This is a genomic window from Endozoicomonas sp. 2B-B, from assembly GCF_053470045.1.
Genome location: NZ_JBLZMU010000001.1, coordinates 598831 through 613514, shown reverse-complemented (window position 1 = coordinate 613514; position 14684 = coordinate 598831). Strand labels below are relative to the sequence as shown.

The window sequence follows — 14684 nt, the reverse complement described above, 5'->3', positions numbered from 1 at the left end:
CGGGAAATATAGACCCTGAACGGAGCTATGGATGACAATTCCCTTAACGACAAGCAGCGGTACAAATAAGGCAGCTATTAAATGCTGCCAATAGGCAGTGCCTTGGGCACAGCGACTGAAAAAGCCGTTAGCTGCCAGAGTTCACCGCTGATTCAGTGGCTGTCAGTTAAACAGAGTCGAGAGATAATCCGGGGGCGCATAGAACTTTTTCCACTGAGTCCAGCCAGTCTCTGAAAGGCTTTGTTCCAGCGGATAGCCATAAATAGCGTAGTTTGAAAGACTATTGATAACAGCGAAAGCCAGCGCAGGCACCAGAGTGACACCGGCTTTGATAAACGGGCTGTTTGAGGTTATCTTCGAACTGCCCAAAACAAGCAAGACTACGACTCCGCCCAGGGCTGCGCCTGCAACTTCGACTCCGGCTCCGGCTCCGATGCTCGCTCCGACTCCGATGTTGGCTCCGACTCCGACTCCGACTCCGACTCCAGCCAAGGCTCCAGCCAAGGCTCCGGCTATAACTCCGACTGCGGCTCCGGCTATGACTCCGTCTCCGACTCCGAGGGTCACGGCTGCTGCTTCCGTTGCGACCGAGGCCAAGCCTGAGACAATGAATCCGGCTCCGGCTCCGGCTACGGCTCCGGCTCCGGCTCCGGCTGCGGCTGCGGCTCCAGCTTCAGCTTGTGTCTCTCCATCCAAATCAATTGTTAGCACTGAAATAATTCCCGAAAGGGTACCCACAATCGCTGCGCAGACAACAGAAGCAAGAGTCGCTTTTGCTGGATTCAAGCCTTTATGAATCATGGATTCATAGACGACAGCCCCTGACATAATCCCGTTAACCATAGACAATATTGTGTATTCCCCAGCCGCATACGATTCAGTTTCTATATCCCTTACGTTCATTTTTCTAAGAATTAACGCCGACATAGCACTGGCTCCAGTTCTTGATACCGCCTCGGACGCCAGGTAGGTCAAGACTGCGACAGGTATAAGCTCCCTTGTTTTCGTATTGGCGGTGTATGCTGTCATTCCTGCACCGGAAAAATACAGGGGTCTCCACCAGCGCTGCTCCAGGGGCCAGGGAGACACATGCCCGGCCAGCGCCACTTCGGTGATAGTTATCGCAGGAGCCAGTTGCAGACAGAAATCCGTTTGCAATTTCTCCCGCTCCTTTGTATTCGTTTCAGCCAGATTATGTGTGCTTGAAAGCCCGGAGACTATTCCCGCTGTTTTACAGACGCCCCACCATATACCCATGTTGAGCAGGGTAGACAAAGACAGTCCGGCAATGCTTTCTCTTAACTCAAACCCGTTTGCCACCAGTGTGGTGTCATTTAGAGGCTTAATAAAATCAAAATCATTTTGTGAAGGGGGCCTGGCCTCTGTCGTCGAACAAAACAAACACAAAAGTAACGGAAACAGGTTGAATAACTTTTTCATGGTGATTTCCCAGATACATTGACTGAACGGGAAATATAGACCCTGAACGGAGCTATGGATGACAATTCCCTTAACGACAAGCAGCGGTACAAATAAGGCAGCTATTAAATGCTGCCAATAGGCAGTGTCTTGGGTACAGCGACTTAAACAGCCGTTAGCTGCCAGAGTTCACCGCCGATTCAGTGGCTGACAGTCAGGTCTGTCATTTAAACAGAGTCGAGAAATAATCCAGGGGCGCATAGAACTTTTTCCACTGAGTCCAGCTGGTCTCTGAAATGCCTTGTTCCAGTGGATAGCCATAAACGGCGTAGTTTGAAAGACTGTTGATAACAGCGAAAGCCAACGCAGGCGCCAAAGTGACACCGGCCTGGATAACCGGGTTGTTTGAGATTATCTGCGAGCGTCCCAACGTAAGCAAGGTTCCGACTTCACCCAGGGCTGTGGCTACAACTCCGACTTCCATTCCGGGTTGGGATTCGGCTTTGACTTCGGCTCCGACTCCGACTCCGACTCCGGCTAAGGATCCGACTAAAGCTCCGACTAAAGCTGCGGATCCGGATAGAGATGGAGCTCCGGTTTCATCTTCAATTATGTTTACGGCTGTGGCTCCGGCTGAGACCACGGCTGTGACTGCGGCTAAATATATGGTTTCGACTGCGACTCGGGCCAGGGCTCTGGTATTTGTCTGTCCGTCTACATCAATTATTGCCCCTGAAATAATTCTCGAGAGAGTACCTAAAATCGCTACGCTGACAGCAGTAGCAAGAATCCCTTTTGTTGGATTGAAGCCTTTATGGACCTTAGCTTCGTAGGCGACACTGCCTGCAATAACCATACTAAGCGCAGATAATACGTATTTCCTAGCCACATACCATTCAGTTGTAATATCCCTCATGCTCATTTTTCTTAGAATTAACACCGCCATAGTGCTGGCTATAGTTCTTGATACCGCTTCAGACGCAAGGTAGGTCAAGACTGCGGCAGGCACGAACTTCCTTGTTTGAGCAATAGCGGCATAAGCTGCCATTCCTGCACCGGCATAATATAGAGGTTTCCACCGGCACTCCATGGGCCAGGGAGACACATGCCCGGCCAGCGCCACTTCGGCAGAAGTCATCACGGACGCCAGCTGCAGACAGAAATCCGTTTGCGAATTCTCCAGCTCCTTTGTATCCGTTTCAGTCAGATTATGTGTGCTTGAAAGCCCTGTGACCATTCCCGCTGTTTTACAGACACCCCACCAGATACCCAGGTTCAGCAGGGTAGACACAGAGAGCCCGGCAATGCTTTTCGTTAACTCAAGCCCGTTTGCAACCAGTGCGTTGTCATTAAAAGGCTCAAGAAAATCAAAATCATTTTTTGAGGGGAGGCTGGCCTGTGCCGCCGAATAAAACAAACACAAAAGTAACGGAAAAGGGTTGAATAACTTTTTCATGATAATTTCCCGGAAAAACTGACTGAACAGGAAATATAGCCCCTCGGCGAAGCTATGAATGAAATTTCCTTAGCTACAGAGTGCGGTGCAAATAAGGCAGCTATCAGCCCCTGATTCAGAAGTATTTGGCTGCAAATCTTTTACATTAACTTAGTCGTATAATCTTAATTTATGCAAAGATGGCAAAACTGTCACAAACCCCAAAAGCTCAGTGCATTTTTTTTGAGTGCAGAAAAAAAATCGCTATTTTCTGCACTAAACCCGACGACAGCTATTGCAGATTGATTAAAAACTCCACATTATAAAATCTAATGGGTTGGACTTTTCCTGCCATTGTGTTTGAGTCAACGAACAGGAGACTGACCGGGAATAAAAAAATTCTTGATCAGGCTTCCAGGTTTTAGTTGAGCTTTCCATGATGTCAGCCAATGGACGGCTGCCAGCCCGGGCCACTTTCTATACTGACTCTCTTCAATCATAAGAGTGGCCAATGTACTGATCTTGAGATAGTCGTGAATAAAGGGGGCGCCCCCCCGATACGGCTGTCGAATCCGAACATCAGACAGGGCAGGGCACAATATGGATATATTTAACCACTACCAGGAGCGATTCCAGTCCACGCAGCAGGAAGAGCTTACCATTCAGGAATATCTCGACCTCTGTAAAGATGATCCCGGGGTCTATGCCAATGCAGCAGAAAGAATGCTGATGGCCATTGGCGAACCGGAGATGACAGACACCTCCCGGGATTCTCGCCTGAGTCGTATTTTTTCCAACAAACTGATCAAACGTTACCCCGCCTTTGAAGAGTTCTATGGTATGGAAGAAGCCATTGAACAGATTGTTTCTTACTTCAAGCACGCTGCCCAGGGACTGGAAGAAAAGAAACAGATCCTTTATTTGCTGGGTCCGGTGGGTGGCGGTAAATCTTCTCTGGCGGAAAAACTGAAAGCCCTGATGCAAAAGCAACCTTTCTACGCCATTAAGGGGTCGCCGGTTTTTGAATCACCACTGAATCTGTTCAATGCCGATGAAGATGGTGACATTCTGACTCAGGAATACGGCATTCCCAGACGTTATCTGGGCGGCATCATGTCACCCTGGGCAGTGAAGCGTCTTAACGAGTTTGGTGGTGACATCACCAAGTTCAAGATTGTAAAACTCTGCCCCAGCATTCTTAACCAGGTGGCCATCGCCAAGACCGAACCCGGTGATGAAAACAACCAGGACATTTCCAGTCTGGTGGGTAAAGTGGATATCCGTCAGCTGGAAGAATACTCTCAGGATGATCCGGATGCTTACAGCTTCTCCGGAGCACTCTGCCGCGCCAACCAGGGTCTGATGGAATTTGTGGAGATGTTCAAGGCTCCTATCAAAGTTCTCCACCCATTGTTGACTGCCACTCAAGAGGGTAATTACAACAGTACCGAAGGGATGGGCGCGATTCCTTTCAATGGTGTGATCCTGGCTCACTCCAACGAATCAGAATGGCAAACCTTCAAGAACAATAAAACCAACGAAGCCTTTATTGACCGGGTTAATATTGTCAAAGTGCCCTACTGCACAAGGGTGAAAGAAGAGATTCTGATTTATGAGAAACTGCTCTCCAGCAGCTCTCTGAGAGAAGCGCCCTGCGCACCCGATACCCTGAAGATGCTGGCCCAGTTCTCGGTTCTGTCTCGAGTTAAAGAACCTGAAAACTCCAACGTTTACTCGAAGATGCGAGTCTACGACGGTGAAAACCTGAAAGACACCGACCCTAATGCCAAGCCGCTGCAGGAGTACAAAGATGCTGCAGGAGTGGATGAAGGTATGGAAGGGCTTTCAACCCGTTTTGCTTTCAAGATTCTTTCCAAGGTCTTCAACTTCGATCCCACCGAAGTGGCGGCAAACCCGGTTCATATGCTGTACGTATTGGAGCAGCAAATAGAACAGCAGCAATTCCCGAAAGAAATCCATGAACGCTACCTGCGTTATGTGAAGGAATTTCTGGCGCCGAAGTACATTGAGTTTCTGGGCAAGGAAATCCAGACTGCTTACCTCGAATCATACTCTGAGTACGGACAGAATATCTTCGACCGTTACATCACCTACGCTGACTTCTGGATTCAGGATCAGGAATACCGTGATCCGGAAACCGGAGACATACTCGACCGGGCTTCAATCAATGAAGAGCTGGAGAAGATTGAGAAGGCCGCCAGTATCGCCAATCCGAAAGACTTCCGTAATGAAGTGGTGAACTTTGTACTCAGAGCCAGGGCCAACAATCAGGGTAAAAACCCAAGCTGGTCCAGCTACGAGAAAATGCGCACCGTGATTGAGAAGAAAATGTTCTCCAATACTGAAGACCTTCTGCCGGTCATTTCATTCAATGCCAAAAGCAGCAATGAAGACCAGCGCAAACACAACGAGTTTGTGAAGCGCATGGTCGAGAGAGGCTATACCGAGAAACAGGTGAGACTGCTGGCTGAATGGTACATCAGGGTCAGAAAGTCACAGTAAGAGCTGAGGCCTGCGACAGCGTCGCAGGCCCTTTTTAAGTACCTAACCAGGTACTTAATGGAATTATTCTTTGATCATTTACAGGTCCGACCAACGACCATGGGCAGGTGAAAAAGTGATCAAAAAATAATTTCGAGACCGCTTCGAAAGTGACTGACGAACGTCAGAAAATAGCTTTCGGAGCCAAAATACACAAAAACGGTGGAAAGATGTCACCCTATTCCGATAACTACTAAAACCATGAGCAAAAAAAGCGGTAAGCGAAAAAAATCATGGCAAGCAGGGATTGGAATAACAAGGTTTTGAACAGGCAGTTCAAAACTGGCGACATGGAAATCATGAAATGTTCTGTGTCATAACAGACAGGGAGCGTGCTGATGAGCATTATTATTGATCGACGTCTGAACGGGAAAAACAAGAGTACTGTCAATCGGCAGCGTTTTCTGGACAGATACCGAAAGCACATTAAAAAAGCGGTTTCTGAAGCGGTTAACAAACGCTCCATTACGGATGTGGAATCTGGCAGTCAGGTTACCATTCCCACTAAAGATCTCTCTGAACCCCACTTTCAGCATGGTCAGGGTGGCCGCTACAAACAGGTTCATCCTGGTAATAAAGAGTTTGTTTCCGGCGACAGAATTAAACGACCATCCGGTGGTTCCGGGCAGGGTTCAGGCCGGGGCAAAGCCGGTAACTCCGGCGAAGGCATGGACGAGTTCAGCTTCCAGATCAACCATGAAGAATTTCTGAATCACATGTTTGATGACCTTGAGCTGCCAAACCTGGTTCGAAAGCAGCTTCAGGATGCCACTGAATTCAAAATGAAGCACGCCGGTTACACCAGCGAAGGCTCTCCTGATCGATTGAACATTGTTCGCTCCCTGAGATCAGCCCACGCTCGAAGAATTGCCCTCGGTGGCGGTGCCCGAAAGGAAGTAAGGGCATTAAGACGGCAGCTTCGTGAGCTGGAAGTCAGTCCGGAGGAAACCGATTCTCAACTTGTAGAAGAACTTCGCGAGAAGATTAAAGAGCTCAATGGCAAGTTGAAAAAGCTGCCCTTTATTGATGACTTTGATCTCAAGTACAACAACCTGATTAAAGTTCCCAGCCCCAGTAACAAGGCCGTAATGTTTTGTGTCATGGATGTCTCCGGTTCCATGACACAGGAAATCAAAGACATGGCCAAGCGCTTTTTCATCCTGCTTTATTTGTTCCTGCAACGTAATTACAAACAGATCGAAGTGGTCTTCATTCGGCACCACACTGCCGCAAAAGAAGTTGATGAGGATGATTTCTTTTATTCCAGAGAAACCGGCGGAACCATTGTCTCCAGTGCTCTGGAAATGACCAGTGACATCATCAACAAACGCTACAGCCCGGTGGACTGGAACATTTACGTCGCCCAGGCTTCCGATGGTGATAACTGGGAAGGAGATTCCAGCGTCTGTTCCAAAATTCTGACCGAGCAGATCATGTCTAAGGTTCAATACTTTTCCTACGTTGAAATCACCGACCGGGCTCACCAGAACCTGTGGCGTGAATACGAAAACATAGCTGAACAGTTCGCCGATCAGTTTGCCATGCAACAGATCAAAACACCGAATGACATTTATCCGGTGTTCCGTCGTCTGTTTGAGAAAAAAGAAACCGTATAAGTGAGGCATCCGCCATGAGTGAGGTTACAGATATTAAAGAGAGAGAACCCATCTCCACGGGTTCAGAATGGACCTTTGATCTCATTCAGGAATACGACCGTGAGTTGGCGCGGCTGGCAGACAAGTTCCGGCTCGACACTTACCCGAACCAGATTGAGGTCATCAGTGCCGAACAGATGATGGATGCCTACTCTTCTACAGGCATGCCATTAATGTACAGTCACTGGAGCTTTGGCAAACAGTTTCTCCATACCCAACAGAATTATCAGCGCGGCCGCATGGGGCTGGCTTATGAAATTGTGATCAACTCCAACCCCTGCATTGCTTATCTCATGGAAGAAAACACCATGACCATGCAGGCTCTGGTACTGGCCCATGCCAGTTATGGTCATAACTCATTCTTTAAAGGTAACTATCTGTTCCAGACCTGGACAGATGCCGAATCCATTATTGACTACCTGATGTTTGCCAAGCGTTATGTTGCTGAGTGCGAAGAAAAATATGGCGTTGAAGCGGTTGAAGAGGTTCTGGACGCTGCCCATGCCCTGATGAACCAGGGTGTTAATCGTTACAAGCGCCCGAGACCACTTTCAGCAGAACAGGAAAAAGAGCGCCAGCAGGAAAGAGCAGAGTATATTCAGAGAACCCTGAACGACATCTGGAGCACTATTCCAAAGACGGAAGACAAAGAAGAGAAAAAAGTTGAACGCTTTCCTAAAGACCCGGAAGAGAATATTCTCTACTTTCTGGAAAAGAATGCGCCACTGCTGGAAACCTGGCAGCGTGAACTGCTGCGAATAGTCAGGAAAGTATCCCAATACTATTACCCTCAACGTCAAACCCAGGTGATGAACGAAGGCTGGGCCTGCTTCTGGCACTACCATCTTCTCCATGAGCTTTATGATGAAGGAAAAGTCACCGATGGCTTTATGCTGGAATTTCTGCACTCTCACTCAAGTGTCGTATACCAGCCTCCCTTTGACAGCCCGCACTACAGCGGCATCAACCCCTACACACTGGGCTTCAGCATGTTTCAGGATATTCGCAGAATCTGTGAAAATCCTACCGATGAAGACAGACACTGGTTCCCGGACATTGCCGACAGTGACTGGCTGGAAACCGTGCATTTTGCGATGAAAAACTTCAAGGATGAAAGCTTTATTCTGCAATTCCTGTCTCCCAAGGTGATGAGAGAACTCAGACTCTTCTCGGTTCTGGATGACGAAAGCAAGTCCTACCTGGAAGTCGATGCGATTCATAACAGCACCGGATACAAAGAAGTAAGGGAGTCGCTGGCTGCTCAATACAATCTTGGCAACCGGGAGCCCAATATCCAGGTCTTTGATGTGGATGTGCGTGGCGATCGAACCCTGACTCTCAGACATTACCAGCACCAGGGACGTCCACTGGATAAAAGTACAGAGGAATTACTCAGGCACGTACACCGGCTCTGGCAATTTGATGTCAAACTGGAGTCGGTGACCATTGATAACAAGGTAAGCAAAAGCTATCAGTGCCCGGATAAAAAAGATTCCGGGAAGTCTCACTAAAAAGATCTGATTGAAAGACGAGGGTCTTTTTATATTGAAAACTAATAAGAATTAAAAAGCCATCCGAGAATCTCCCGGACTTAAGCCTCCGTCCGGGTCACCCCGCAGCAAGGGTTGCTATTGCAACCTCACGACTGCATGGATGCAGGAGCAGTAGCTGCTTGGGACGGCCTTAAGTCCGGCAGGCTTCTGGCCCCACATATCCTATCCACTTAAAACCGAATCCCCGCTGCCACGACAGAAAGAACCAGCCCTTTCGTTCAATGCAAAAAATACTGACTACGGTGATAACCAGAAGCTTGATGCCTATTAACGATATTTTCAAAGAGTCAGATGCACGGCTGAATGGCTGTTTTTTTAAAAACAAGCAATACCCACTCAAAGCAATTCAATTCATATGCATGTCTTGATGACTCATAACCGTTTATGTATTGCACAAAATTATTCCTACCATCACATAAAGCGTTATTAAATCTATTTAAATAGTCCATAAAAGCACATTAAATGCTTCCATCAATTTAAAGCTTCCTGTATAAATAGTTACCTCCGTCATTGATAACCATTAATACCCGGTCGAATTAGTCTGAATTGGGAGTTCCTGAATGAACGTTTTTGAAGAAATTCATCACCGCCTGAGCAGTAAAACTCGTATCCGCTCTTTGTTTAAAGATGTTCATGTCGAAGATCTTGAGCGTATCATCTCCAGAATGCAGGACGTAATGCAGGAGAAAGTTGAAGCCCGCAATAAGATTGACGAAGAGCGTCAAGCCAAACTCGAAAACATTGAAGCCGTTAAGCAGATCATGGCCGAACGCGGCATTTCAATGGAAGACTTGGACCATCTGGAAATAGCGACTCAAAAACGTCGTCGTAATGTCCAAAGGTTTACTTTTGAGTACCAGACAGAAGCCGGCGACACTGTCCAATGGGATGGTTCTACCACAGGGCGCTTGCCGCGTGACTTCCAAAGCTACCTGGACCGCACCGGCAAAAAACGTCTGGAATGCGTCGTTGGCGAAGAGTAAGTCTACCTTCGTCAGTATTTCGGGTTCATGCCCGGTCTGCAACTTCTTGAATAAAGACACCAATGGATCAAAGTATCATTCTTTGAAAAACCTCCCCCTCTGACTCGAAGTAATCAGTTGGGGATCCCATTACAGAGTGCTCAGGTGGGACCACTCTCATCAACACTCTGACCAACAGCCCGCAGTGCACCCCACAGCAGGTGTTCAAGAGACAGATACAAACTAGTAAAGAAAATACAAATACGCAAGCCCGGTCTTTGCAGGATGGTTAAAATCCACCACCCTGCCAACTCCCGGGGATTAGCGTTTCAGAGTAAAGATAGTCAGGATCAGTCTGTACAACAGACTGTTCGCGAATGATGAAACCATGAAAAGATTATTCATTTTTTGATGGTAGTCCTAAAAGCAGAAAAGGTGCCACCGGCCCTTTTCTGCTTTCATGAGTGTTCCAACTCAAGGCATTTTTCCGGAAAGTAGCAAATAAAGCGGCTGCCTTTTCCAGGGTGACTGCTGATCGTGAGTTTGCCTCCGTGTCTCAGCATGACGTGCTTGACGATAGCCAGGCCAAGCCCCGTTCCCCCGGTATTCTGGCTACGACTTTTATCAATCCGGTAAAAGCGCTCAGTCAACCTCGGAATATGCATTGGATCAATACCGACACCATTGTCTTCTACCATCATATGTCCGCCTTCCCCGTCCTGCCACCAGCGCACAAGTATTTTCCCACCCTCGGGTGTATAGCGCACGGCATTAAAGACCAGATTCGAGAAGGCACTGCGCAACTCATTACTGCTGCCTGCCAAAAAGACATCTTCAGGACAATCCAGAGAAATCTGATGCTGGCTTTCACCACTGAGTGCACATCCGTCTTCAACGATACTGCTGAGCAGGGTTTTAACATGAACCCCATTCTCGTCTGCCTGAGCTTCAGCCGACTCCAGTTTGGACAGCAACAGCAGGTCTGCCACCAGATTCTGCATTCTCAGCGACTGCTCCTGCATCCTGTTCAGAGCTTTTTCCCAAACAGGGGGCAGACCTGAATCCGGGCCCAGACTGTCCAGCATGGTTTCGATGTATCCAGACACAACCGTCAGTGGTGTTCTCAGTTCATGGGAGACATTGGCAACAAAGTCTTTTCTCATGACTTCCAGCTGATTCAAGCGCGTGACATCTCTAACGGTCATGAGACGATTGCCTTTGCCATAAACCGTTATATTAAATTGCAGTTGATGATCCGGGTTGATTGGCGAGGGGATCTCAAGAGCTTTTTGATAACCACCCTGCTCAAAGTAGTCGGCAAACCTTGGATCACGTAGCAGATTGGTAATCAACTGCCCCTGATCGTCAGGCGTCTTAAGCCCTATCAAAGTTCCAGCGGCGGGATTCCACCATTCCAGGTTGCTCTGATTATCTATCATTACAACACCGTCGTTCAGCGCAGCAGTTGATTCCTGAACACGTTCAATCACTCCGGCCAGCTTTTGCCGGGAACGACTGTGCTGTTTTTGCAATCGATAGATACCATCAAAAATTTGCCCCCAGAACCCTTTACTCTCAGGAGGCTCTTTGCTCCTGGCCTTGGGGTCATTCAGCCAGTCCAGCAGCTTGAAAAGCTGACGGAAGCTCCAGACAAAATAACCTCCCATGACCACACAGAGTCCTAAAAAAGGCTCTCCAAACAACCAGCCCAGGGAAAACCCGACAATCACGTAGGCGATCATGCGGCTCAGCAAATGGGTTTTTGAAATTGTTGTCATATTACTCCCGGCCAGATAACTGCTGAGCACTGAGCATAAAAGGTTTACACCCTCGTTGAGAAACGATATCCAGTACCACGAACCGTTTGCACAAAGGCTTCGTAGTTATCACCTAAGGCCTTACGCAAGCGTCGAATGTGTACATCAACGGTTCGCTCTTCCACATAAACGTTGCCACCCCAGACCTGATCCAGTAACTGCCCACGGGTATAGGCACGCTCCTGGTGCGTCAGGAAAAACTGCAGCAAACGGTACTCGGTAGGTCCTATTTCAGCAGGTGAGCCATCAATAGAGACTCTGTGGCTGACAGGGTCCAGCTCCAATCCCTTGATGACAATGGGAGACTGGTTATCAAATCCGCCTGTACGACGGAGAACCGCTTTTAAACGAGCAGCCAGCTCGCGGGGAGAAAAAGGCTTGGTGATGTAGTCATCGGCACCGGTTTCAAGTCCCTGGATTTTGTGGTCTTCTTCACCTTTGGCCGTCAACATAACAATGGGTATTTCAGAGGTCAGCTCATTGCGCTTCAGACGACGGGCCAGTTCAATTCCAGAGACATCTGGTAACATCCAGTCCAACAAGATCAGATCGGGTTTGTTATCCACAATCAGAGAGTGCGCTTCTCTGGCATCTGCTGCCTCAAGACAGTCATACCCTGCCATTTCCAGAGCAACGGTCACCATTTCGCGAATCGGTGCTTCGTCATCTACGATCAGAATGGTCTTTCCTGGCATTAATCTCTACCTGTTATCTGTCGATTCGATTTCGGCGGTGACGTTCTGGCATCTATCAGCTGAAGCTCATTGGGGCTATACCAGGATGGTAGTGTCTCAGGACAGCACCTTTCCTATCGCTCAGGCTGTTTCTCACTACTTTGATCAACCGCACTATACACCGGACATTACACCTTTGAAATGTTACAGGCAGATGACACACTAAAGGCTGATATTGCAGCTTAAAAATAAAAAGATCCCTCAGGGTTTACAGGGTAAGGCTTTTCGCCATTTATCCCTACAGCCACCATAAGTAGCAATACTTACCAGGCTCTAAGCCGGATTGAAGATCAAAGATAACTCAACACGAAACCTGCAAATACAATGGCTCCGGCCCAGTGGTTACTGAGAAACGCCTTGAAGCAGGCTTCACGCTCACGACGACGGGTTAACCATTGCTGGTAAACGAAAAGGGCTGCGACAGCCAACAATGAGAGATAATAGAGAGCACCTAACTCCAGTTGATGGCCTGCCATGGCCAGTGTCATCAGGGTAAGTACCTGCAGGCAACCAACAATCAGGTTATCCATCTCGCCAAATAGAATGGCTGTGGACTTGATACCTACTTTCAGATCATCGTCACGATCCACCATGGCGTATTGAGTATCGTAAGCTACTGTCCAGAAGAGATTGGCCAGAAACATCAGCCAGACGATGTTTCCCAACGAGCCACTCTGAGCCGCAAAAGCCATGGGTATCGACCAGCCAAAAGCAGCCCCCAAAACCACCTGAGGCAGATGAGTGTGTCTTTTGGCAAAAGGGTAAGCCGAGGCCAGCAATAATCCGGCAAAAGAGAGCTGGACGGTAAGAGTATTGGTAAAGAGTACAAGAATGAAAGACAAAAGCACCATACCGGAGAAATAGATCAGCGCTTCTTTTTCCTGAATTTTACCCGTTACCAGCGGTCGATGCTGTGTTCTCTTAACATGGCCGTCCACTTTCCTGTCAGCAAAGTCATTAATAACGCAGCCTGCACTGCGCATCAAAACCACGCCGACCGAAAAAATCACCAGATTCTTCAGACTCGGTACACCTTCTGCCGCCACCCAGAGTGCCCACATAGTAGGCCAGAACAACAGATAAATACCAATAGGCCGGTCCAGCCGGGCCAGCCGTAAGAAATCTTTTAAACGGGGAAATCGTTGCAGAACTACTTCAGTGCCTGCCAATACCGCCATTGGTTTTCTGAATTGCATCATAATATTTAGCTGCTTATCTGCATCTTTATTATCATCGCTGAGATTCTTATTGCTCATCGCCCTGAATCATGACCCGCATCGCCAGTTTATCAGGTCAGGCCAGGTTCTCAATCAGGCCATGACCAGACCGACTGCGGAAATCTCTATATTTCACGAGGTAAGTGCTTCGACAAACAATCATTCTTGTAGAGCTTCAGGGTTCAGGATGCTTCGACATGACTCTGGAGTGCTTCTCTGTCTGTTCAGACAGGTCCGGCAAAAAGATTTCACAAACAGATATAGACTTTTCGTGCAAATAAAATAACGACCGCCTTCCCCAGGCTGTTTCATCAGAGTATTTTTCAACCAGATGAGGATTAAACTGACGAGCCGGCAGTTCCGCTACCTCAAATGGTCCCCGACGCATACCGGGATGATTAAATAAAAACTCCCCCAGGGGCTTAGTGCCCAGTTGCAGCAGCTCTCTGTTCGTGCCAATAAGACTGCTGTGAGGCAATACACTTCGTGCAAACACTCTGGGTCGGCCACCACAGATCAGCAGAACCTCCCTGATAGAAGCCATTTTGCTGCAATGTCTGTTTTCGAATGATCCTGCCAACTCACCAGACGTGGACGTAGCCTTTGACTGTTCATAGTTATTGAGAAACTTTAGCTCCGAACAGGTCGGCATAAAGGTCCCGTGACGAATAACCTGAACCCTGAAGTCGCCGTCAAACTCATGTTTCAAACGCTGAGTCAGGGAACCTCTGTCCAGCAGCCAGTCTCTCCAGGGCTCTGGAATCTGCTGTTTCAAATAATGTCTCGGCTTCCAGGATAAGCCTGAAAAATCAATAAAAGGCACCATCACTCCTGCTGCACAAATCCAATTTTCCAGAACTGCCCCGGGAGGAAACAAGGCAGCTCACCTTGACACTCCCCGCCTTGTCAGGCGAGGCTTCTGACTTCATAAGCTACAGCCAGCCTATAACGACCGGACTTACGCAGAAGCCTCCATCAGCAGCAACCGGGTGCCCCTCGGTTATTTATTGGTCTTTTGTTTGATTTGCCGCTGCCTTAACGGGTCACTCAGGTATGGGTTCATCTGGTTCTTCAAGGGCGGTTGGGCAGTTGGCTCTGCCTTAATTTTTTGTTAACAGTGCTTGGTTTTCATCATCGTGAGTTTCTGCATAGAGACAGACCGACAGTGAATTTAGCCAACTATGCACAAACACGCAAGCATAAGGCTCTTCACCTGCGCGGCCCGACCTACGCGGCCCGACCTACGCGGCCCGACCTACGCGGCCCGACCTACGCGGCCCGACCTACGCGGCCCGACCTTCCCGACTTATATCTCCCTCCGCCCGATTGA

The 14684-nt window shown here is 48.4% G+C and carries 10 protein-coding genes; 4 read left to right on the top strand and 6 right to left on the bottom strand.

The genetic code is table 11. The annotated features are described in order from the left end of the window. Positions 1-162 precede the first annotated feature (162 nt). On the bottom strand, positions 163-1440 hold the full coding sequence (locus tag ACOMHB_RS02475; RefSeq protein ID WP_448215356.1) for a hypothetical protein: 1278 nt from the start codon (positions 1438-1440) through the stop codon (positions 163-165). A 202-nt stretch (positions 1441-1642) separates the two neighbouring features. Continuing rightward, on the bottom strand, positions 1643-2875 hold the full coding sequence (locus ACOMHB_RS02470) for a hypothetical protein (RefSeq protein WP_448215355.1): 1233 nt from the start codon (positions 2873-2875) through the stop codon (positions 1643-1645). A 579-nt stretch (positions 2876-3454) separates the two neighbouring features. Here ACOMHB_RS02470 and ACOMHB_RS02465 point away from each other — a divergent pair. From ACOMHB_RS02465 to ACOMHB_RS02450, 4 genes are all read left to right on the top strand, one after another. Further along, a complete protein-coding gene (locus ACOMHB_RS02465) occupies positions 3455-5377 on the top strand; it encodes a PrkA family serine protein kinase (RefSeq protein ID WP_422136402.1) in 1923 nt (640 codons plus the stop codon). Between the two features lie 377 nt (positions 5378-5754). After that, a complete protein-coding gene (locus tag ACOMHB_RS02460) occupies positions 5755-7032 on the top strand; it encodes a YeaH/YhbH family protein (protein WP_448215354.1) in 1278 nt (425 codons plus the stop codon). A 14-nt stretch (positions 7033-7046) separates the two neighbouring features. Beyond that, the gene (locus tag ACOMHB_RS02455; protein ID WP_448215353.1) at positions 7047-8582 is read left to right on the top strand and encodes a SpoVR family protein; all 1536 of its coding nucleotides are present in this window, start codon (positions 7047-7049) and stop codon (positions 8580-8582) included. 602 nt (positions 8583-9184) lie between these two features. Then, positions 9185-9607: an H-NS family histone-like protein gene (locus ACOMHB_RS02450; protein ID WP_422136399.1), complete on the top strand. Its 423-nt coding sequence runs from the start codon at positions 9185-9187 to the stop codon at positions 9605-9607. A gap of 437 nt (positions 9608-10044) precedes the next feature. Here the strand turns inward: ACOMHB_RS02450 and phoR are convergent, their stop codons facing one another. From phoR to ACOMHB_RS02430, 4 genes are all read right to left on the bottom strand, one after another. Beyond that, positions 10045-11364, bottom strand: a complete 1320-nt coding sequence (gene phoR / locus ACOMHB_RS02445) for a phosphate regulon sensor histidine kinase PhoR (RefSeq protein WP_448215352.1) — start codon at positions 11362-11364, stop codon at positions 10045-10047. Between the two features lie 44 nt (positions 11365-11408). Beyond that, positions 11409-12098, bottom strand: a complete 690-nt coding sequence (phoB, locus tag ACOMHB_RS02440; RefSeq protein WP_422136397.1) for a phosphate regulon transcriptional regulator PhoB — start codon at positions 12096-12098, stop codon at positions 11409-11411. Between the two features lie 329 nt (positions 12099-12427). Further along, on the bottom strand, positions 12428-13315 hold the full coding sequence (ubiA, locus tag ACOMHB_RS02435) for a 4-hydroxybenzoate octaprenyltransferase (protein WP_422140064.1): 888 nt from the start codon (positions 13313-13315) through the stop codon (positions 12428-12430). Positions 13316-13529: 214 nt separating this feature from the next. Continuing rightward, complete coding sequence (locus tag ACOMHB_RS02430; protein WP_422136396.1) at positions 13530-14180, bottom strand: chorismate--pyruvate lyase family protein; 651 nt, start codon at positions 14178-14180, stop codon at positions 13530-13532. Between the last annotated feature and the right edge of the window lie 504 nt (positions 14181-14684).